14 protein-coding genes and 3 pseudogenes are annotated in these 20,902 nt (G+C 53.5%); 12 read left to right on the top strand and 5 right to left on the bottom strand.

Annotated elements, in window-relative coordinates; translation table 11 throughout:
* Positions 1-172: 172 nt before the first annotated feature.
* The 3 genes and pseudogenes from ABLN94_RS19850 (at position 173) to ABLN94_RS19860 (ending at position 3,241) form a co-directional block, all read left to right on the top strand.
* Complete coding sequence (locus ABLN94_RS19850) at positions 173-1,819, top strand: N,N-dimethylformamidase beta subunit family domain-containing protein (protein ID WP_352995745.1); 1,647 nt, start codon at positions 173-175, stop codon at positions 1,817-1,819.
* 198 nt (positions 1,820-2,017) lie between these two features.
* Positions 2,018-2,143, top strand: a pseudogene (locus tag ABLN94_RS24760) (IS6 family transposase); the annotation flags it as partial.
* 258 nt (positions 2,144-2,401) lie between these two features.
* Complete coding sequence (locus tag ABLN94_RS19860) at positions 2,402-3,241, top strand: SDR family NAD(P)-dependent oxidoreductase (RefSeq protein WP_352995747.1); 840 nt, start codon at positions 2,402-2,404, stop codon at positions 3,239-3,241.
* Between the two features lie 123 nt (positions 3,242-3,364).
* Here the strand turns inward: ABLN94_RS19860 and ABLN94_RS19865 are convergent, their stop codons facing one another.
* The gene (locus tag ABLN94_RS19865) at positions 3,365-4,249 is read right to left on the bottom strand and encodes a LysR family transcriptional regulator (protein WP_352995749.1); all 885 of its coding nucleotides are present in this window, start codon (positions 4,247-4,249) and stop codon (positions 3,365-3,367) included.
* An 83-nt stretch (positions 4,250-4,332) separates the two neighbouring features.
* Between ABLN94_RS19865 and ABLN94_RS19870 the strand changes: the two genes are divergently transcribed.
* The 3 genes from ABLN94_RS19870 to ABLN94_RS19880 all read left to right on the top strand — a co-directional run bounded on the left by ABLN94_RS19870 (position 4,333) and on the right by ABLN94_RS19880 (position 6,555).
* Positions 4,333-4,818, top strand: coding sequence for a luciferase family protein (locus ABLN94_RS19870; protein ID WP_352995751.1), 486 nt, complete (start codon positions 4,333-4,335; stop codon positions 4,816-4,818).
* A gap of 38 nt (positions 4,819-4,856) precedes the next feature.
* Positions 4,857-5,459 (top strand): short chain dehydrogenase, encoded by a 603-nt coding sequence (locus ABLN94_RS19875; protein ID WP_352995753.1) that lies wholly within the window; start codon positions 4,857-4,859, stop codon positions 5,457-5,459.
* A 586-nt stretch (positions 5,460-6,045) separates the two neighbouring features.
* Entirely contained in the window at positions 6,046-6,555 is a 510-nt protein-coding gene (locus ABLN94_RS19880) for a M48 family metalloprotease (protein WP_352995755.1), read from the top strand.
* A gap of 333 nt (positions 6,556-6,888) precedes the next feature.
* Here the strand turns inward: ABLN94_RS19880 and ABLN94_RS19885 are convergent, their stop codons facing one another.
* Both ABLN94_RS19885 and ABLN94_RS19890 read right to left on the bottom strand, forming a co-directional pair.
* Positions 6,889-7,404, bottom strand: a complete 516-nt coding sequence (locus tag ABLN94_RS19885; protein WP_352995855.1) for a GNAT family N-acetyltransferase — start codon at positions 7,402-7,404, stop codon at positions 6,889-6,891.
* Positions 7,405-7,488: 84 nt separating this feature from the next.
* Complete coding sequence (locus ABLN94_RS19890) at positions 7,489-7,749, bottom strand: hypothetical protein (protein ID WP_352995757.1); 261 nt, start codon at positions 7,747-7,749, stop codon at positions 7,489-7,491.
* Positions 7,750-8,375: 626 nt separating this feature from the next.
* Here ABLN94_RS19890 and ABLN94_RS19895 point away from each other — a divergent pair.
* Positions 8,376-8,786 (top strand): annotated as a pseudogene (locus tag ABLN94_RS19895) (zinc-binding dehydrogenase); the annotation flags it as partial.
* Between the two features lie 78 nt (positions 8,787-8,864).
* Here the strand turns inward: ABLN94_RS19895 and ABLN94_RS19900 are convergent.
* Both ABLN94_RS19900 and ABLN94_RS19905 read right to left on the bottom strand, forming a co-directional pair.
* A pseudogene (locus ABLN94_RS19900) lies at positions 8,865-9,621 on the bottom strand (IS5 family transposase).
* A 298-nt stretch (positions 9,622-9,919) separates the two neighbouring features.
* Positions 9,920-10,534 (bottom strand): isochorismatase family protein, encoded by a 615-nt coding sequence (locus ABLN94_RS19905; protein WP_352995759.1) that lies wholly within the window; start codon positions 10,532-10,534, stop codon positions 9,920-9,922.
* 239 nt (positions 10,535-10,773) lie between these two features.
* Here ABLN94_RS19905 and ABLN94_RS19910 point away from each other — a divergent pair, with 239 nt between their 5' ends.
* The 5 genes from ABLN94_RS19910 to ABLN94_RS19930 all read left to right on the top strand — a co-directional run bounded on the left by ABLN94_RS19910 (position 10,774) and on the right by ABLN94_RS19930 (position 20,622).
* A complete protein-coding gene (locus ABLN94_RS19910) occupies positions 10,774-11,919 on the top strand; it encodes a lipocalin family protein (protein WP_352995761.1) in 1,146 nt (381 codons plus the stop codon).
* Positions 11,916-13,361, top strand: a complete 1,446-nt coding sequence (locus tag ABLN94_RS19915; protein ID WP_352995763.1) for a hypothetical protein — start codon at positions 11,916-11,918, stop codon at positions 13,359-13,361. The genes ABLN94_RS19910 and ABLN94_RS19915 overlap by 4 nt, the downstream gene beginning before the upstream one ends.
* A 506-nt stretch (positions 13,362-13,867) precedes the next feature.
* A complete protein-coding gene (locus ABLN94_RS19920) occupies positions 13,868-17,344 on the top strand; it encodes an ATP-binding protein (protein WP_352995765.1) in 3,477 nt (1,158 codons plus the stop codon).
* A gap of 31 nt (positions 17,345-17,375) precedes the next feature.
* Positions 17,376-18,908 carry a phospholipase D family protein gene (locus ABLN94_RS19925; RefSeq protein ID WP_352995767.1) on the top strand — a complete coding sequence of 511 codons (1,533 nt, stop codon included), beginning with the start codon at positions 17,376-17,378 and terminating at the stop codon, positions 18,906-18,908.
* 769 nt (positions 18,909-19,677) lie between these two features.
* Positions 19,678-20,622, top strand: coding sequence for a hypothetical protein (locus ABLN94_RS19930; protein WP_352995769.1), 945 nt, complete (start codon positions 19,678-19,680; stop codon positions 20,620-20,622).
* Positions 20,623-20,902 lie beyond the last annotated feature (280 nt).

Consider the following 20,902-nt stretch of genomic DNA (forward strand, 5'->3'; position numbering starts at 1 on the left):
TCGATACCAGCACTAGTTGCAACACGGGTCCCGGGGCATTGCACCGGGACTAATATTGGTCTTTTCGAGATTGCCTGATCACCGGTGAGAGCAAAGGCTATCCAGAATGGTACTGACTCTGATCGGCTTCTAGTGACCGATGAAAGCTGCATCAATTTAGCGGGGTAGAAGCATGAAAACCGTGAATGATCCGGAACACGAAGGCGCGGGTCCTGCGATTACCCCACGCACCCGTGCCCGCGCACGACACATATTGGATCACTACTACATCGGTCCTGCCAGAGATGACCGGGTGTTGGAAATCTGGGGCTACACCGACCGCTATACATACCGTCCCGGAGACACTGTCGATTTGCGCGTTTCTACCACAGCTCCTAACTGGTCGCTTGAGGTCGGACGAGATGGCGTCAACTATGCGCCCGTCATGCATGTCGCGGATTTGCCTGGTCTGCATCAGGACACCCCGGAGCACTGCTCGGTGTATGGTTGTGATTGGGAGGTTTCGCATTCCTTTACCATTCCTGATGACTGGACGGCGGGGGCCTATCTGATCACTCTGCGTGCCGAACGTCAGGGAGACGCAGTCGAAGAGCATCACCTGATCTTTGTTCGGCGTGCTGCTCAGGCAGAACCGGCTGCGATGGTTCTGGTTTGTGCGACCGGCACCTGGCTTGCCTATAATTGCTGGGGCGGTTCCAGTGCCTATGAAGGGATCACAGGGCCCGAGCGAAACGCGTTCTCACCGATTCTGTCAAACCAAAGGCCATGGACGCGTGGGTTTTGCAAACTGCCTGCAGGAGCCCCCCGCGCTTTGACCGAAAAGCCGACCGACCCGGAGGGCATGGTCCGCTATGCCTATATGGAATGGGCCTATGCCTATGGATATTCAAAGAAATACGCTTCGGCTGGTTGGGCCAGCTATGAACGCCACTTTGCCCGCTGGGCGGAAGCCGAAGGTTATGAGTTCGAAATTGTAACGCAGCATGATCTGGAGCTGGAACCGGATCTGCTGACAGGCCACCGATGTGCGGTATTTGTGGGCCATGACGAATACTGGACCGCAACAATGCGTGACAGGGTTGAGCGATTTACAGAAGGTGGTGGCCGGGTCGCGCGCTTTGCCGGTAATTTCTTGTGGCAGACCCGGCTGGAGGATCAGGCGCAAACGCAGATCTGTTACAAATACACTGCCAAGGATGCCGACCCTTTCATGGGCAGTGATGAGAAGCACCTGGTCACCGGCGCTTGGGATGCTCCGCCGGTCAACCGACCCGGTGCGCAGACATTTGGCGTAAACGGTCTCAAAGGTATTTACGCCGGGCTGGGCAATTGCGTTGGCCAAGGTAGTGGAGGGTTCACGGTCTACCGCCCGGATCATTGGGCCATGAAAGGTGTGCGGCTGGGCTACGGCGACCAATTGGGCGCTGAGTCGAAAGTCTTTGGGTACGAAGTAGACGGAGTGGATTTCTGTTTCGATGACGGGCTGCCATTTCCGACAGGCAAGGACGGCACAGACAAATCGGTGGAGATTATTGCGCTCGGGATGGCCACCAATGTCGAGGCGGATTTTTCCCATTGGGGAGAAACGCTTTACATCGGCAGCGCGGATGCCGAATTCAAAGCGTTGATACTCTTCGGTGAAAGGAAAGAAGAGGCCCTGGATAAATCAAGCCGCGGAAATGGGGCGATTGTCTCTTGGAAAAGCGGGGACGGTGAAGTGTTTTGCGCTGGAACGTGCGAATGGGTTGCCGGGTTGGCGCGGCGCGACACACAGGTCGAAACCATCACTCGCAATGTTCTGAACCGGTTTTGCCGGTAGGCAGTTTTAGGAAATATTTTTCCAACCACTCGTCTACCAAAGCAATGGGTGGCTTTTCCCAAAGCGGGCTATGCAGGCCGCCGCCATAGATCGATCACAGGCGGCCCTGCTGTAGTGGTTTCAGCACGCTGAGATCCTTTCGATGGCCTTGTCAGAAAAAAGTCTTGATGCGGGCAGGTGGCTTTCGCAGCCTAATCCATGAGTAAGAGATCGCCTTTCAAGTACTTCAATATCAGTTCCGAGGCCATTCGCCTTGCGGTGGTGCATTGCATCCGTTTCCCAACCTTGTCACGGAATGTCGAATACCTCCTGCACGAGTGGGGTAAAGGACAACATCACTGGCCTAGCTCATCCCGGTTCGAAATTTTCTGACAGAAAAAAGGTGGATCTTGTAAAATCAAGGAACGGTCTTGCAGCAGCTCACTCCGAAGCGCTCTTCACAAACATTGGAATGGCATACATGCTGAAACTGAACGTGGCCGCCAAGAAAGCCACCTGAAGCAATTGGCTGGTCGATAGGGAAAAGGCCAGCCGCAGACCTAAGCCTTTAATTCTGGTTTCCTGAAAAAAAGGATGATCAACATGACACACCCTGCGTTTCAATCTGGATCTGTCGCCGTCGTGACCGGTGGCGCCTCGGGCATTGGCCTTGCGGCCGCAGCCAAGTTTGCTGGCATGGGTATGAAAGTTGTTGCTGTAGATCGCGACACAGACAAGCTGGCAGAAGCGGAAGAAGTCCTGCGCGCCTCCGGCGCAGCCGACGTGATGATTGCCTCCACCGATATCTCAGATCGTGCGCAAGTCGTAGCGCTTGAAAAAGAAGTGACTGCTCGTTTTGGAGGCGCGGATATCCTAATGAACAATGCTGGGGTTGGGGGGCGTAATTCGTGTCTGACTGCGCTCGATGTATGGGAGAAGATACTGGGTGTTAATCTTTGGGGACCCGTCCATGGAACGCAGGTGTTCGCTCCGGGCATGATCGAACGCGGTCGCCACGGCGCGATTATCAATACCGGGTCCAAGCAGGGCATTACAACGCCACCCGGAAACCCGGCCTACAACGTGTCCAAGGCGGGTTTGAAAGTCTTCACTGAGGCACTCGCACATGAACTGCGCAACACGGAAGGTTGCCAGATCACGGCACATCTTTTGGTTCCAGGATTTGTTCACACCGCGATGATCGGTGCCGCCGAAAAACCACCAGCCGCATGGACAGCGGAACAAACGGTCGATTTCTTTGTAGAAAGCGTGAACCGGGGCGATTTCTACATCCTGTGCCCAGACAATGACGTGGACCGCGCTCTGGACGAAAAGCGCATCGCATGGGCGGTCGGCGACATCATCGAAAACCGACCGCCACTAAGCCGCTGGCATCCAGACTATGCTCGATCATTCACAGCCTACTTAGACCAGGAAAGCTAACTGAAGCGCGCTGCTGTGCCATCGACGGATGTCCGCTCACGGGAGCGACCTCACCGCGCATGGAGTACGCATTGTCAGAATGCAGTGATACTGCAGCTCGCAGTCTTGCCTGAGAACTATAGTTCAATAGAAGCCCTTTACGCCGTCCCGAAACTTCGATGTTGCAAATTCGAAGAACGCGTGAACGCGCGCGCTCCGACGGATATCGGGATGTGCCAGCACCCACAGGCTGGAGGCGAATTTTTCTTCAGGCTCATGAATGCGGACCAGCTCTGTGCAATTCTCACCAAGATAGGCGGGCAAAACGGCTATTCCGAGTTTAGCCCGCACCAGATCGAATACCCCCATCAGCGAATTGGAGTAGGTTACCGGGGCTACTGCGGGTTTAAGCTCTGTGGTCATCAGACTCATCGTCGATGGATTGGCACTATCGTTCATTCTGATCCAGCGTTGTTCCGTCTCAGGCTTGCTTTGAATAGTGCCTAGGTAATCTCTGTGCGCGTAGGTTGCGAAACTCAGCTGCGCCAAATTTCGGCCAATCCAATGTTCCGGTGGATTCAGTGTGGGACGCAAGGCGATGTCTGCGTCCCGCCGCATCAGATCAAGTGGCTGTGTACCAGACAAAAGCCGTAATTCTACGTCCGGGAACCGGATTTGAAACGCCGAAAACACAGATGCCAGAGTATAGAGGAGTGAATCCGTTGTGGTGACCGTCAATACGCCTTCCAGACGCAAATCCCGCCCACCAAGCTCACGTTGAATACCGTTCATGCCATCACGAAGCTGTAGGCCATTGCGATAGAAGTGCTCGCCTGCTGCAGTCATCACATAGCCATGACTCAACCGTTCAAACAGGCGTACGCCCAACCTCTTTTCGACTCCCTCAATTCGGCGGAAAACGGTGGAATGGTTAACCCCAAGTTGCCGCGCTGCGCCGGACAAGCTTCCAGCCTCGCAGACTGCCAGAACGAAGGGGATATCACTCCAATCCAATATTTGTGCATTCATGCAAGGCCTCCTTGCACGCAGCGTGAATTACCTTGCGAAAATTATCAACCTAAGTTCGCTGTGCATCGAATTGGAGAAACATCATGAGACGGACACTGAGTCTCCCACAGCGGATGGGTCCGCAGCCACGGACCACTCATGGACTGCCGCATGCTCAAATCACGCAGCATGGGCCGGATCGCGTCATTGATCAGCTGCGCCAATGGGCATTTGGCCTTCCCGGCGTCGAAAACCAACCCAGCCTAGTGTCTGTCCCAGGCGCTAGGGCGATGGTCATTCACGATTGTGCTGGCTGTAACCAAGACGCCTTTATGGCTGGGCGCGAATTTGCCCATATTCACCCACATCCTGACAACGGCAGCATGCACGTCCAGTTGCCGCGCGAAGATGCTCTTGAAGTCGTGGAAAAAGGGTGGGGCGAACATCATACCCTGGTGCTGGAAAACCTCCGACCAATTGGTCTGGTGATGGTGTTTTCACCGCGGGATGAGGCCGAGCTTGAAACTGCCAAAGACGTCATCCGTCGATCCTACGAGTACGCGACCGGCACAAGCCTTTTGGCTGCGTGACCAGTCAGAACTGAACCCAAACAAACTGGAGAAACAAGGTGAAAATTTTGGTTGTTGGTGCGACGGGCACCATTGGCAAAGCGGTCGCTGATGCCTTGGCAGAGCGCCACAAGGTTATCCGTGCCGGATACAAGGATGGCGATGTCTCGGTCGACCTCGGCTCTAAAACATCAATAGAAGAGATGTACAGGTCAATCGGGCAAGTAGATGCGGTTATCAGCACGGCCGGACTGGCGGATTTTGCCCCATTCAGCGAATTGGATGACGCCGCTTACGATCTGGCGCTTCAGAACAAATTGATGGGTCAGATCAACCTCGTACGGATCGGGCAAGAGCATATCAGCGACGGGGGATCCTTTACGCTTACTGCTGGTATTTTGTCGCGTGATCCCATGCCCGGATCAGTTGTGATCAGCCTTGCAAACGGAGCGCTGGAGTCCTTTGCAAAAGCGGCCGCTTTGGAGCTTGGCCGTGGCCTGAGAGTGAACGCAGTCAGTCCGGTATTCGTCAAAGAGACGATGGAAATGATGGGGATGGACCCAAGCACAGGGTTATCGGCTGCTGACACCGCCAAGTCCTATCTCGCCGCCGTCGAGGGAGACTTAAATGGAGCTACATTGGATGCGCCCGACTACGCGTAGTTCTTGTGGGTGAGAACGACCCTGTGTCCCAGGTTTGTAAATATGGTCAGTGCAGTTGCTAACGCAATTGCGCTGACCCATTCCTCGTCAGAAGATGTCCCTTCAAAATCAGCCTAACCCTTCACCGCGCGTCAACTGTGAATTGGGTCGCCAGCGCGAGTATTGATCAATTGGTATTGCTTCACGGAGTTCGGAAACCCGATTTAGGGAATTAGTACAGCGGTATCGGAAGGGGCGGCCAAAGGCCATTAAGGTCGACTTAGGCATGTCGCGTCTTCCCTCATTGGGAGGCACCTCAGGTTTACAGAATTAAGACATTGGCTTTAGTTTGGTCACTAGCAGGAACTCTAGTAGAGTTCTCTAGTAAGGTCGAAAGGTGTGTTTTTTGAAACGAGTTGTATCGTTACTTGTTGCCCTGACGCTGGCGGGATGTGTGTCAACCGCGCCTCCTCCCTCGGCACCCATCCCAACCCCAGGTCGCGTAAGCACCCCAGTCAATTCAAAGCAGGCACAAACAAGAGTCCGGCAGGTCGCCTCTCGAGTTGAGCCCGTAGCAGAGCGAGAATGCCGCCGCCGTACTCAGGGCGTGAATTGCGATTATCTGATCCGCATTCATCCAAACAAAAAAGCTCCCCCTAATGCTTCTCAGAGTTTAAGCAAGTCAGGACGCCCGATTATCACAATAACGCAAGCGCTGGCACAGAATGTGAACAACACCGATGAACTTGCATTTGTTATGTCACATGAAGCTGCTCACCATATTCAAGGGCATTTGGCGCGCCAAGCTCAAAACGCAGCGGCTGGTGCAATCATTTTTGCTGGTCTGGCAACTATCGCCGGAACTGGGGCGAATGACATTGCCGCAGCACAAGATTTAGGAGCCTTTGTTGGTGGGCGCAGCTATTCAAAGGACTTTGAACTGGAAGCTGATCGGCTAGGCACGGTAATAGCATACAAAGCGGGATATGATCCACTCAAAGGTGCGTTGTTCTTCGCAAGAGTTCCCGATCCTGGTGATCGCTTTCTGGGGACGCATCCTCCCAACGCTCAAAGATATTATGCCGTTCAAGCCACAATGGCCCAGATCGGCGGTTGACTAGTTTGAAATCCAGATCTTTGTAGAACCGCAATCGCCGGTTCAACCGCAGTTTTGAGCCGTTCAATACATTTGAGAGTGGGCGGGAAATTGACATTCTCTGCATCCGCACGGGCTCCATACTGGCATTGTAAAAGCAGACGTTCAAAAAGTCTGATGGTCATTCGCATTGCCGGGTTGCGGGCCAATGTCAGGGACGCGGACAGAGCGCCAATTCGCTGCGGTTACGCAAGTGTCAGTTTTTGGCGCGACTGCCAAAAACGGTCGTTTCGGCCGCTAGCGTACGCTCCGCCATAACGCGAGCACGCGTCCGATGCGAAGATAACCAAATCGTCAAGAAAGCGACTTGACCAAAAGCACCCAGTTTTCTGTTTCGGTGTCCCAGCCATCTTTGGCGCAAGGCGCTTTCGCCAATTCCGAATATCCCTTTCGCTCGTAGAGCCGTCTCGCGCCCAAGTTTTCATCGGCAACAATGACGCTCATTCGTTTATATCCTTCAGCGCGGGCTATTTCATCTGCGAGATCAAGAAGCTTCGAACCAAGGCCTTGCCCACGGTTCTCCGGGTAGCATGCCAAAACATTGACGTACCGACTCTCTAGCGCTTGGTTTTCCAGCTCTTGCAAGGGGCGGAACAATGCAGGGAAGCTATCCCCAATTTCCTCTGGCTCAGCTCCGATCCCGTATCCTGTCAAGCCGGCAACCACCCCGTTGCCAAAGTCAAAAACCACCACTTGCCCCTCTCGCGCTTTTTCAGCCTGGCGCGCTCTACCAACGGCCCAAGGGTCTTCGCCATCCTGTGCCAGCCCAGTCCAGACATGGAGCGGCAGCCCTTCTCCGGCGAAGTTCACCAAGTCTGCAAGCGCGTGAGCATCTGCTTCAGTAGCCAATCTCAAAGGCCTTTTAAGTGGTATCATTTCGCCCTCCACAAGAACTCAAAGTGTCATTGGCATTTTATGCCAGGCCATCCCACCGTGGTCAGAGGCAGATGGTTTTTCATAGCGATATCCGAATTTTGTGTAGAGCGGCATGTGACGTTCATTTTCCATCCGTCGCATCCGTCCGACGAACTCGTCCGTCGGCGCCCGCGAATGGCCCATACCTTGCTCTGCTGGATCCACCACTGCGGACATGATTACGACATTTGGTGCATCGGGGTCATGGCCGATGAGTTCTTTAATTTCCTCGCCGGACATCTCGGCCTCTTGCGCGCACCTGCAATTTATGAAGCCGACAACCCTCCCGCCCACTTCAAGGATCAGAAAAATCTCGGGGTAGGTCTCGATCCGTATGGAGATTTTGGCGTGGGTCGCGGTTTCATCTCCTTCGTAGGCAGAGGGCTCGATCTCAAAACAGCGATCTGAATCGGCAGGCTATGCATTTCTAAAAGAACTCATACAGGTCCCCCCTTCGTCAGGAACAGCTTAGCGGGCGATTTCTGGATCGTCGCGCGCGCAACGGATCGCGTTCGCTGCGTGAAGATAACCTCCTGCCAAAACCCGCGTGTCAAAAACGGTCGTTTTTGGCCGCACTGCGAAAAGCAGACGTTGGTGCGCAATGCAGCAAGAAGCACTCAGGGCTGCTTCAGCAAAACACGCACCGCAGAGGAAGCTAAATTGGAGCGCACTGCGGTCATTAGATCCGAAAGTACCAACGGCAACTTTGTTGCGCACCTCGGGAATTTTAAAGCACGGTGATGTCGGTCTGCTTTGGGCAACCAGTTCATGCAGCCCAAATCATTAGATTTCCACGCTTTCAGAGATCGCCAAAGCGTCTTCGATCTCGACTAGGCCTGCCCGGCGCGACTGCTTACCACGGCCTGATGGAGGCGCTTGGCGCGCCCAAGCAAGGCGACACCGTGCTGATCTCCGGTGCCGCCGGTTCTGTCGGTTCACTGGTTGGTCAAATCGCAAAGGCCGAAGGCATGCGAGTGATTGGCATAACTGGTTCGGATGAAAAGCGCAGCTGGCTGCTGGACGACCTCGGCTTTGACGCCGTGGTCAACTACAAGACCGAGAATGTCGCAGAAAAAATCGCGGAGTACACGCCGGATGGCGTCGACCTGTACTTTGAAAATGTAGGCGGCGAGATGCTGAAGACGGCGCTCGACAACATCAACCAGGACGGCAAGATCGTTCTTTGCGGGCTGATTTCCACTTATAACGACACCGGCGAGTCCGTCGGACCGGACTTGATCCGGGTCATAAAGAAGCGGGTGACGATCAAGGGCTTCGTTATCATCGATCAGATGCACCGTTTGGGCGAGATCTTCGAAAAACTGGGCGACTACCTAGGCTCCAGACTCATTGATTTACAGCCAGAACAAGATGTAGCCGCGAGTGCGATTGCTGATAGGAAGACCTTTGGGCATCTGTCATATCGGGTGGCAACCCGCCGCCAATCCTTCAAGCGCCCGAACATGATCTCGATGCGGTTACGGCGTTTATAGCGCCGCTTGTCGTACCGGACGAGTTTGTCGCGTGATTTTCGACCAGGGATGCAAGGCCTTATTCCCTTGTCTATCAGAGCTTCGCGGAACCAGTCCGCATCATAACCGCGATCACCCAGCAACCAATCAGCCGATGGCAGACTGTTCACCAGTGCCCTGGCTCCCGTATAATCGCTGGCCTGCCCAGCGGATATGAAGAAGCGGATGGGGCGTCCGAGGCTGTCAGTAATTGCATGCAGTTTCGTGTTCATACCGCCCTTGGTGCGTCTGATCAGTCTGCCGCGCCCCCCTTTTTCAACCGCAGGCTGGAGGCCGTGCGGTGCGCTTTGAGGTATGTTGCGTCAATCATGATCGTCTTGTGATCCGTGCCTTCAGCAGCCAGCCCGTTCATGATCCGAGCGAATACACCCATATCGCTCCATCGTTTCCAACGATTGTAGAGCGTCTTTGGCGGCCCATATTCGCGAGGCGCATCCGACCAACGTAACCCATTGCGGTTGATGAAAATAATCCCGCTCAGTACACGTCGATCATCAACCCTCGGCTTGCCGTGGCTCTTCGGAAAGTAAGGCCGAAGCCGCGACATCTGTTCGTCGGTCAACCAGAATAAATTGCTCATGATACACCCCTGAAACTCAGGGGCTTGAATCACGCAGCCGAGATGGCGGCAACCAAATTAATGGGTCCAGAACCTAAGATTGAAGCTTAAGTGCCGATTGGTGGGGTAATGTAAATTCAGCTGGTCTTCTAATTTGCACTGGCAGCGAAGGGCAGGTTCGACGGGCTGCGACGCGGCATTGCCAACCGAGGGCCAATGGTAGGTTCGGGTCGTCCTCATCCAAGCGTGACGGAGCAGAGGGCGCGATGCTGCATTTACTCCGAAGTCGGCAGTGAGCTCAAAGGTGAAATCGCTCCCACTATGCGAAGATGCTGTCTAGCTCGTTCGAAGCAATCAGGTTCGCATACTTTTGCTGCATATCGAAAAGATTGGCTTCGTGCGGACCAGAGGCCCGGTCTCCAACACAATCAGAGATCACGGTGGGCCGAAAGTTCGCGCTTATAGCATCGACCACAGTTGCGCGAACGCATCCACTCGTGGTCGCGCCGACGATGGCAACCGCGTCAACATTCTGGTTACGCAGTAGCGAGCCAAGGTTGGTGTCAAAGAACGCAGAGGGTTGCGTCTTACGAATGACAATTTCACTATCAACTGGTTTCAAGATGTCGATTACTTGGCTTGCTGGGTTGGATTCCGTCAGTTCGCGCAGCCTTGGTGCCTTTTCACACCAGACGCCTGCATCAAATCCATCATCAGCATACACGATACGGGAGAATACAATCGGGAGTTTTCGTGCCCGAAATGCCTTGAGAACAGGCATTGTGGTTTGAGCGGCTTCAAGGGTGTTCCCGCCACCGAAGATTTCCGGATCAATAAAGCCGTTCACAAAGTCGACTACTATTAGTGCCGTTTTTTTCCCCTTGCCGATCAATCCACCCATTTGCTGTTTGCTATATATGTCTGTTTCGTTCATCGAAGCCTCCTAATGCGAAAGCCTACTCTTGATGGGAAAACAAATCTATTAGCGTCCGCTTTGTCGCGCATAACGCCCGTTCACGCCAAGTAGAGCGAATGACTGCTCAGAGCCCAAAGCAGCCATTAACATCAATGCAGAAATACAGATGTCAGCAAAAAGAAGATGCTATGGTGATGATTGAGATAATGGACCCAACAATAGAGGGTGTGGAGTTTTAAGGGAGGCGAACCGCAGCGATGAGGAAGCTATTTCTTGCAGCTATTGTAGCCATCGCGCTCGGAGTTGTAATTTACTCAGCGCTGCCTACCCAGCAGCCAGAAGGTTCCTTTCCAAGTGACGCTAGGGGGCCTGATTTCGCATCACTGTTGGCAAACATCTCTGATGATGAAGGCTTCGAACAGCCATCCTCGGATTGGAAACTGGAACTGCCCGAGGATCATGGTGCCCATGTTAATTCACGCACTGAGACCTGGCAGCTACTAACTCATTTAAGCGATGAAGATGGTAACGAACTTGGTTTCCAGTTCTTGTTCTTACGCATTGGAATTGCACCTCCAACAGCACCACCGCAGGATTCAATTTGGGACGTCAGACAGCTTGAACGGGTGCACGTCGCACTTCTCGGCGCAAACTCGGCGAAAGTCGCGCATGAGGAACGGTTCGGAAGGGGTATACCCAGACTTTCGGGTTTCGATTGGGATGCTGCGGAGCTTCGAATGGATAATTGGTTTCTCAGTTTTGGAGATGACGGAACACAGGCGACGCTCAAGCTTTATGTAACCATTAACGACAATGCTGTTGTGGAGCTTGAAATGCGACCAGTGAAACAGGCTGTTGCCTTGGAACCGGATGGCGCAGACGCACCTTTCGTGGGTTATTCGATGACGCGTCTGACCGTTGATGGAGGCGTTGATCAAGGACAGGGAAAAAAAAGGGTCACAGGAACAGCATGGTACGATCATTTATGGGGTGAGCTTCCGGTGCCAGGTGCAGGACCGGTCGCATGGGACCGCTTGCAGCTTCAACTCGAGGATGGAGCCGAGATCTCGGCAGTGCGCTCACGGAGGATCGACGGAAGAGGAGCAACGACCGTTAACGGCGCTATTTTTGAACCCAATGGCGAAATCATTTCCTTGGACGAGGAGACCATTAAAATGACTGCTTCCAGAACTTGGCTATCTACCTCAACCGGGGTCGAATATCCAATTGAATGGCAGCTTAAAGGTCCCGATCTGGACATAACGATTGAACCCTTGTTTGACGGCCAGGTTCTTGATTTTTCCGTGCCACTCTGGAGCGGTATCGTGCGGGTGAATGGAAGGCGAGCCGAAGCACCAGTATCCGGACTTGGAACGCTGCAATTGACAGGATATGAACCGTGATTAGACGAGGAGTGGTTATCGGCGGCGTCGCCGTCTTGTTGGGCGCTTTCGCCACCGCAGCGATCTGGGTCTTCGCACCGCTCGGCGATCGTGAAGCAGCCTTTGACCCTAGCCAGTTCCGCTCCCCAGCAGGACCAGTTCCGCCCTCTGAGCAGCGCCCCGGCGACGCCGATGCAGGCCGTTTCGCTCTTCTGAATGCTCCCTACGTCAGCTGTGGAATTCCGTATAACGCTTATCGCCGCCTAAACCCCGAAACTGCCGAAAACGAACGTCTTTCTTCGCGTGAGGGTCGGAACGCTGAACTGCCTTACGCGCTCACCTCGCACGTGAACGAGGATGGGGTCGAGGTCATCTCAAATAATTGCCTGACGTGCCATGCTGGACGCCTCAATGATGAGATCATCATCGGTCTGGGAAACGAATTTGGAGACTTCACGCGCGATCCGAGCAGGCTGGTTCTCCAAACAGGAAATTACGTTAGTGGAGCTGCCGAAACAAAAGCCTGGGAGCACTGGGCTGATCGCATCGACGGCATTGCGCCCTACGTCCAAACAAAAACGATTGGTGTGAACCCGGCGACCAATCTGACCTGGGCCCTCATGTCCAGGCTCGATCCTGAAACGCTGAAGTGGTCAGAGACACCGCTTATTGACCCGCCACCGCATGACCCGCTGCCGATCAGTGTTCCGCCCTGGTGGGGGATGAGCAAGAAGAACGCGATGTTCTATACGACAATTGGTCGGGGTGACCACGCGCGCTTCATGCTCCTGGCGTCAATGCTGTGCATCGATGGCACTGAAGATGTTGCCGACATCGTCGCATATGCGCCTGACATTCGTGCCTTCATCGCATCATTGACGGCCCCAACCTTCCCTTATCCTGTCGATGCAGAGCTGGCAGCTGACGGGGAGGGCATCTATCTTCGTGAGTGCAGCGTTTGCCACGGCACATACGGGGCAAATGAGACCTTTCCAAATCGCGTCTACCCTGTTTCCGAAATTGGAACTGACCCCGCATATGCAACTGAGGCGACGGATGGATCGCGTGACCGGTTCTACGCATGGGTGGCGCGCTCGCCTTACGGAGACACCGAAAGCGCCAATCCTGCGCCCGGTTATATCGCACCGCCTCTTGATGGGATTTGGGCCACGGCACCTTATCTGCATAACGGTTCGGTCCCGAATTTGGAGGCGTTACTCCTCAGTAACTTACGACCGAAGTACTGGCGGCACCTGTTCGAACCACGAATTTATGACCCTAAGACGATGGGCTGGCGTTTTGAATCTTTGTTGGCCGGGCAAGAAAGTGAAGCGAACCCAGAGAGGCGAAGGCTGATCTATGACACCACGTTAAGAGGCTACGGGAATCAGGGCCACACCTACAGTGACGAATTAAGCGATAAAGAACGGTCTGCCCTGCTTGAATACCTAAAGACTATTTAGGGTAACTCAATTGTTTTTGGTGCAGTAGCTCGGGAGGTCCAAGCTGCGGGGAGTGAAAGACGGGACTTGCTCGACTGTCCGCTTCGTCCGCAGAGCCGCTGATCACGGCTCCAAAACATTGCATCTTTGATTTAAGGTCCGCTTCACTGTGCATTGCCGCCGTCGCTGGGGCCCAGTGCTGCAAAGGCAGCGAAGGTCTGCTTGGTGGCCAAGTGAGTTCCGCGAGACCTCAATCTCACGCATGGTGCGAACGGCAGCAACGCGGGCTGCAATCGCAGCATTTCAAAACAGCGCTCAATGGCAGCTTTGGGACGTTCTGTACACTTAAGTGCGGCGGGGAGGGATCGTTCTGTGCAATTGCCGAACGCCGAACTGATATAATCAAAAGCGGACATTAAACGCTCAGTTTTGAACAAGATTGAGGATGCGTCGAAACACCAGAATGCTCCTCGTCCCTTGCAGGCGAGTTTTGGGCTGCTTTAAGCCAATAAGAGGCAGTGAATCCCTTGACCGATGCTAAAGTGGCGTTCTTCATTGAAAAAACGCAAACTAGTTACTTTGGCAAAAACAGCCGGGTGTTCTACACTTCAAGAAAGCAAGGAGACGCATGCTGGTGGGGCGAAGACAAAGGTTCTGGCAGAGCAGCAAGCGAAACGATCAATATGTCCGATATCGCGATCTGGCTTGAGAAACATGGTTTGTCCAAATATGCCGAGGCCTTCGCTGAGCACGAAATCGAACTTGGTGATCTTACTGAGCTAACTGACGAAGACCTTGTAACACTAGGCCTTCCTCTCGGCCCAAGACGACGTTTTATGAAAGCTGTTCGAGCCAATGCAGAGGGGGCACGTCGCCCGCAAAACACTGCACTAGGTCCTGCGATTGTAGCAGAGCGGCGGCAACTTACTGTCATGTTTATTGATTTGGTTGGGTCGACCGCAATTTCACAGAGTGTCGACCCTGAAGATCTGGCAGAAGTCCTTCGGCTTTTCAAAGAAACATGTGCAGCGTCTGTTGCAGCTTTTGATGGCCACATTGCAAGCTACTATGGCGACGGGATTATGGTCTTTTTCGGGTTTCCCCATGCCCATGAAGATGACCCTGAGCGTGCCGTTCGCGCGGGCTTGCGCATCATCCAGGAAACACCAGATATCCGAACCCATGCGAAGCTTATTGTCCGAATAGGGATTGCGACAGGATTGGTTGTTGTCGGCGATTTGCGCGGCGAAAAAATGTTTGAGGATGGAACGGCGATGGGTGAGACGCCAAATCTTGCCGCGCGTCTTCAGGCAATGGCAGATCCGGGCACACTGATCGTTTCTCCCAGCACTCATCAGTTGGCAGGTGACGCTTTCGAGTATGTTTTGCGCGGCGCATTCAAGCTTAAGGGGTTTGCTAAGGAAGTTGAGGCTTGGCAAGTAACTGGAGAACGAGAAACTGTCAGCCGCTTCCTGACAATGGATGACGTACTGCTTAAGCCTTTGGTCGGTCGTGCGTCTGAATACGAGACCCTGAATGACAAATGGAAACTGGCTAGTGCTGGTCAAGGGCAGGTCGTGCTGGTTTCGGGCGAGCCGGGAATTGGCAAGTCTCGCCTGGTGGAGGAATTGCGCCAGAATGTTTCGGGAGCGTCGCGCGCTCAAATTCGGTGCCAGTGTTCTCCTTACCATTATGCGAGTGCGTTTTACCCTGTCATTCGTCAATTCGAGACTGCCGCAGATCTTCGTTCCGACGATTCAAACGTCATAAAACTCAAAAAAATCTCATCGTTTCTAGGTGATCGATCCAACAATACACTGAAGTTGGCAGCCTCTCTTCTATCCGTTCCATTCGAGGATCAATTGGGGCAATTGGAACTGACGCCGCAGCAAGTCATGGATCAGACGCTGGGAATGTTGTTGGATAATCTGGTTTCCGAAGCGGAAAGGAAACCAGTGCTGCTATTATTTGAAGACTCGCACTGGGTTGATCCAACGACCAAGTTGCTGCTGGACCTGATCGTGGAACGGGTTCGAGACCTCCCTGTGCTTGTTGTGGTGACCTTCCGGCCCGAGTTTGACCCAGAATGGGCGCTGCAACCGAACTTGGCGAAAATTGTTTTGAAGCAACTGGATTTCGAACAGGTAAAAAGCATTGTGAACGAAGTTGCCGAAGGCCAGTCGATTTCTGACGAGATGTATGAATTGGTCGCGGCGAGATCTGATGGTGTGCCGCTATACGTCGAAGAGGTAACGAAAGATCTCCTTGAATCAGGAGTTTTGACAGAAGACCGGGACACTCGCGCAACCGGTGGGTCTTCTCTGGCGAATCCGGTTCCCAGCACATTGCATGATGCGCTGATGGCGCGACTTGACCGACTGAGTTCTGCCAAGGAGGTGGCTCAGATCGGAGCAGTAATTGGACCACAGTTTTCCTATCCGTTGATCGCTGAAGTATCCCGCTTCAGTGATAAGGCGTTGCGTGCGAGTTTGGGGCTTCTGGTGGATGCAGGCATCGTCACAACGTCCGCAGCAGAAGATTTGGAGACCTTCAGTTATCGTCACGCCCTAATTCGTGACACAGCCTACAACAGTCTGTTGAAGAGCGAGCGTCGCGTCTTGCATGCTCGGGTCGCGCAGTCATTAAATCGAACAGAAACTCGCATTGGTGACGCCGCCCCGGAAATTCTGGCTCACCACTATACGATGGCAGGGATGGGTGAAGAGGCAATAGATTGCCGATATCTCGCCGGCCAACGCGCAATTAAGCGTTCAGCAAATATTGAGGCGAATACGCAGCTTTCCCTGGCAATCGAGCAGTTGAGCGAGCAGGGGCAGAGTAGCGAACGTGATCGAAAAGAAATCGAAATACAGGTTCTTAGGGCGGGGGTTCTAAGGTCTACGGCTGGTATAGCCGCTGATGAAACCGGTTCGGTCTACGCCCGAATACGAGACCTGTGTGAACGTGTTAAAGAGACAGAGCATTTGTTCCCAGTTTTGAATGGGTTGTATTCCTTTCATTTAGTGCGCGCTGAATATGATTTGGCGAGGAATGTCGCCGGAAAATTGCTGAAGTTGGCAAGCGAGACCGGAGAGACGCAGCATCAGATGGTGGCACACCGTGCTATGGGCGCAGTTCTGTTCCATATTGGGGAACTGGGTCCAGCGTACGAGCATTTGAACAATGCACTAGAACTCTACAACCGGGAACGGGATGAGCACCTGGCATACATTTACGGGTCAGACCATGCGGCGATCACGTCCTGCTTTTTGAGTTTGGCTATTTGGATGCGCGGCGACCCAGACAGAGCACTGGAGCTCCAAAAGCAAGCGGTGGCTGCGGCACGTGAGCTTGAGCATGCTCATAGCATCGCACAAGCCCTTACTTACCTGTGCATGCTTCATCTTCTGCGCCGTGAACCCGAAGGAGTACTTGAGGTGGTGGAGCAACTCGAGGAACTGGCTGCAAAGCACTCCTTCACATTCATGTCAGTGACTGCAGCCCTCTGGCGAAGCTGGGTGGAAGCCTTTGTGTCACCCAACCAAACCACGATCCGTGCACTACATAGTGCGGCAGAAGCTTGGTGGGCCAGCGGAGCGGGGAACTACAAGCCTTTCTTTTTAGCACTGATTGCTGAACTCACACTTAAAACAGGTGATCGGGAAGGTGCTTTGGACTTGTTAGCCGAAGCGCGCGAAAACCAAGGCCTGACGAATGAGGGGTGGGCCCAAGCTGAGACGGACAGGGTCTATGCACTCGCCATGTCGGAGAATGGACCTGCCGAAGCAGAGTTTCGTGATGCAATTGAAACTGCGCGACGACAGCAGGCCAGGATGTTCGAACTTCGAACTGCGGTAGATCAAGTAAGGCAGTGCAAAAGAAATGAACACATACACAATGTAACCTCCGATCTACGTGCTGCTTTTGAGGCGGTCATAGGCGGGGAGCATACAATCGACGTGAGTGATGCCTTTGAACTACTTGATGAGACCACCGTCGGCTAGTCATCAAGTAAATGAAGGTGGGAGGGAGCCGATGAAGACATGGACAACCGCGATTTGGGTTTGTTGTACGCTTGTTCTTGTCGCTTGCGCTCCTAAAACTCGCACATACGAAAAGACGGTTACGGCTTCGCTGCCAGCGAGTTCCAGCACCGCCCTTGGCCAAGCCGCCAATCGTCTCGGAGACCCCAAAGATGGCCGGTCGGGCGTCAAGCTAATCAGTGATGGCGAAGAAGCCCTTGTCTCAAGGCTTCTGATGGCTGCTGCGGCCGAGCGCACGATTGACGCGCAATACTACCTTCTGCACAACGACCCCACGGGTCATCTTTTTGCAGCCAGTCTTTTGCGGGCGGCAGATAGGGGTGTTCGTGTGCGGCTGCTGTTGGATGACATGGATACATCCAGTTATGACGCGATGACAGCCGCCTTGGATGATCACGAAAACATCGAAATCCGCTTGTTCAATCCGTTTTGGCGGAATCAAAGCCTGCTCATTGCGGGGCTGACAGACTTCAAACGCATCAATCGTAGAATGCACAACAAGTCCATGACGGCGGACAATATGTTCACGATTGTAGGTGGACGGAATATCGGGGCCGAGTATTTCCTGGCGCGGGAAGAAATGAACTATGCCGATCTAGATGTTCTGGCCGTGGGCCCCGTTGTAAATGAAGTGTCGCGTAGCTTTGACGCCTATTGGAACAGCGAGTTTGCTGTTCCTGCCCGAGTGGTTGTTGGGGAGCCGGAAACATTTAGCCTGAGTGACGCCCGAGACAGGCTCGACGATCTGGTGGAAGAGGCAAAGCTAACCCAATACGGTGAGGCATTAAGAAAATCCGCCGAGGAGAACTTTGCGCACGGCGCACTTTCACTGGATTGGGTGCCGGCGAAACTCTATGCTGACCCGCCTTCCAAAGCCGCAGGGCTTGAGAATTCAGACCAAATTCTTGCATCGCAGTTGCTTCCATACTTCGAAAATGCCGATAGTGAGGTGAATATCGTTTCGGCCTATTTTGTGCCGCGAAACAACGGCGTGAAATGGATGGCCGAACTTGAAAGTCGCGGCGTCGACGTCAAGATCGTCACCAACTCACTCGCGTCGAATGACGTCGCACCGGTTTACGCTCACTATGCCAAAAAGCGCAGGGCATTGCTGCGTGGCGGAGTTGAACTTTATGAACTGCGACCTGACGCCTATCAAGTTCAACGCCGTGGTATTAACTGGGCTCAGTCCCGCTCCGGCCTGCATTCCAAGGCATTCGCCGTTGATGACCGGTATCTGTTTGTTGGGTCGTTCAATTGGGACCCACGTTCCGTTAACATCAATACCGAAATGGGCATACTAATCGACTCGCCGAGGCTGACCATTCAAACCATGGGTGCTTTGGACGAGGCGTTACCAGCGTACACCTATCACGTTACATTAGAGCGCGCGGGTCAGCTCAAATGGAGGACGCGGGGCGAAGATGGCACAGTCCTCGAATATGACACCGAACCGACCGGTTCGGCTTGGGACCACATAGTTGCCGGTTTTCTGAGTATTCTACCAATCGGTTCTCAGCTTTAGTGTCGCTGCGACGGGCTGGTAGGACTTATCGATTTGGAATTGGCTGATCCGGGCCGACGGGCAAAAGGGGGTTTTACCGTGAGATATTATAAACTTTACGCCGACGCAGCCGGTGAAAGCCATTGGGAAGATGTCGAGGTCCAAGTTGAAGAGCGGAGTTTCGCTCCGCCCGCTCAGGCAATCGAAATTTCAGAACCGGAACCTGTAAAGCGCACCATGTTTTTAAGGCTTCGGTCAGGTTGGAATGAACCAATCCATCCCACTCCAGTGGCCCAAAAGTTGGTTTGCCTTGCGGGCAAAATCCTAGTGACTGCGAGTGATGGTGATCATCGTGAAATAGGTCCAGGCGACGTTTGGCATATGCAAGATACGTCCGGAAAAGGGCATCACACTATGGTCACGGGTGACCAGGATTTTGAAGCGCTCATAGTACAGTATGAGTGAAGTCAGGAGTTTGTTTGATGTAGCTTCATGCAATCAAACTTAGCTGGGGCGGATGCAGAAACCAGCAAAAAATAAACGTTGCGTAACCATGGCTTTCATTTGGAAACGCAACCCCAGAAGTACAGACATCAACGGAACGTAACTTTTTGGGAAAGTTGGTTAGAGGTTTACGCAAACGAAAAGTGAGATTTCCGGCAACAGTCAAGGCCGACCATGCACGTGTCCACCATCTTGCCTGTACGATCTGTGATAGACTGCTTTCGAGGACAATCTGGCAGGAGATTTTCCGTTGCTACCGAAATCACTCCGACTCGCAGTCACCATAATGACAATTACGGTCTCAGTGGGCTCTCTGCCCGACCGTGTCGACGCGCTATCATCGGATATCCCCCCGTGGCTGCAAAAGCACGTTGGCACGAACGACGGTCAAATCGCACCGATAGTTCTGAAAAGGGCACGTGCGCTTTATCAGGAAAAAGTGCGGCAAGGCAAAGTCAGAAACCCGTGCTATCTCGCGAAGGACGCAACCCGCCCCAGTACTGCTCGCAACGGTAATCCGGGGCGGAGATTTTACGTCATCTGCGAGTCACAGAGGTCTTTCCGGGCTGTCTCGTCCGGCTACGGCAATGGCCGAAAACTGCAACGCGCTAATTTCTCGAACGGTCGGCAATGCGCAAAGAACTTCAGCAACGCGGAGGGATCGAAATTGACCGCAGGCGGGTCTTATGTGACAGCCGAAACGCGGACCTCTTTCAAAGGCTACTACAACCATTCTGGCAAGACTAAACCGTTCTACCGGACGTTCCTTTTGTTTGATGGTGAAGGTGAAACAAGCAACGCTCGGGAACGGGCCATCGGCGGCCATCCCGCCGTGTTCCTGAAGTGGCAATGCCGGTTCAAAAATCCTCAAAGCACTCATGCCGACAATGACGGTTATGTCCCGTACGGAAAGCTTGTGAACTACACCGGCGGTCGCAGCAACGGATGCACAACGTGGTCGCAATCCGCCTCGAAACAGATATTGGCGCTAGTGGAGGGGAACCCCACGACCCTCTACATCTATCCTGAATCCAGAGATATCAACGCTGTCGCAAAGGCGGTGAAAAAGGGAAAGTCTCTGTCGCGCGCGGGCCTCTACTGGAACGCCGCGTGTCTGCAAGCAATCGGTGCCCCTAAATTCTGGCCAAAGCAAAGCCTGCAACCAGTCATCAATCAATGGAGGGCCTCTTTGCCCAAACAGCCGCCACTGGAGTTGCCGATTTGCAAATAGCGGAGGCGATGTAAAACGATTGCTGGAGTTGTTCTGATGAGAACGACAACGAAACCCTTACAGGGGAAGAATAGAGAACTTTCCAGCGCGCTGTAGCGAAATACGGCTTTGTTGCGATCTACCGTCGTAGACCGACCCTTGTTGAGTTTTGTCAAAGGAACTTGGCTTGAGACAGACTGGTCGCTGAACAACGAGCAGAAAATTCACTACCGTCCATTCTCCCATCTACAATCATTTCAAACAGGAAAGATCGCTCGCCAGTCGAAACACCGTCAAGCTG

Origin of the sequence: Ruegeria sp. SCP11 (assembly GCF_040329455.1) — a bacterium.
In the GTDB taxonomy this organism is placed as follows: Bacteria; Pseudomonadota; Alphaproteobacteria; order Rhodobacterales; family Rhodobacteraceae; genus Ruegeria; species Ruegeria atlantica_E.

Excerpts from the sequence above, each read along its gene's own strand:
- ABLN94_RS19870 (WP_352995751.1), top strand. The coding sequence starts at position 4,333 with ATGAGACGGACACTGAGTCTCCCACAGCGGATGGGTCCGCAGCCACGG.
- ABLN94_RS19930 (WP_352995769.1), top strand. The coding sequence starts at position 19,678 with ATGACAATTACGGTCTCAGTGGGCTCTCTGCCCGACCGTGTCGACGCG.
- ABLN94_RS19860 (WP_352995747.1), top strand. The coding sequence starts at position 2,402 with ATGACACACCCTGCGTTTCAATCTGGATCTGTCGCCGTCGTGACCGGT.
- ABLN94_RS19905 (WP_352995759.1), bottom strand. The coding sequence starts at position 10,534 with ATGAACGAAACAGACATATATAGCAAACAGCAAATGGGTGGATTGATC.
- ABLN94_RS19865 (WP_352995749.1), bottom strand. The coding sequence starts at position 4,249 with ATGAATGCACAAATATTGGATTGGAGTGATATCCCCTTCGTTCTGGCA.
- ABLN94_RS19850 (WP_352995745.1), top strand. The coding sequence starts at position 173 with ATGAAAACCGTGAATGATCCGGAACACGAAGGCGCGGGTCCTGCGATT.
- ABLN94_RS19925 (WP_352995767.1), top strand. The coding sequence starts at position 17,376 with ATGAAGACATGGACAACCGCGATTTGGGTTTGTTGTACGCTTGTTCTT.
- ABLN94_RS19910 (WP_352995761.1), top strand. The coding sequence starts at position 10,774 with ATGAGGAAGCTATTTCTTGCAGCTATTGTAGCCATCGCGCTCGGAGTT.
- ABLN94_RS19890 (WP_352995757.1), bottom strand. The coding sequence starts at position 7,749 with ATGTCCGGCGAGGAAATTAAAGAACTCATCGGCCATGACCCCGATGCA.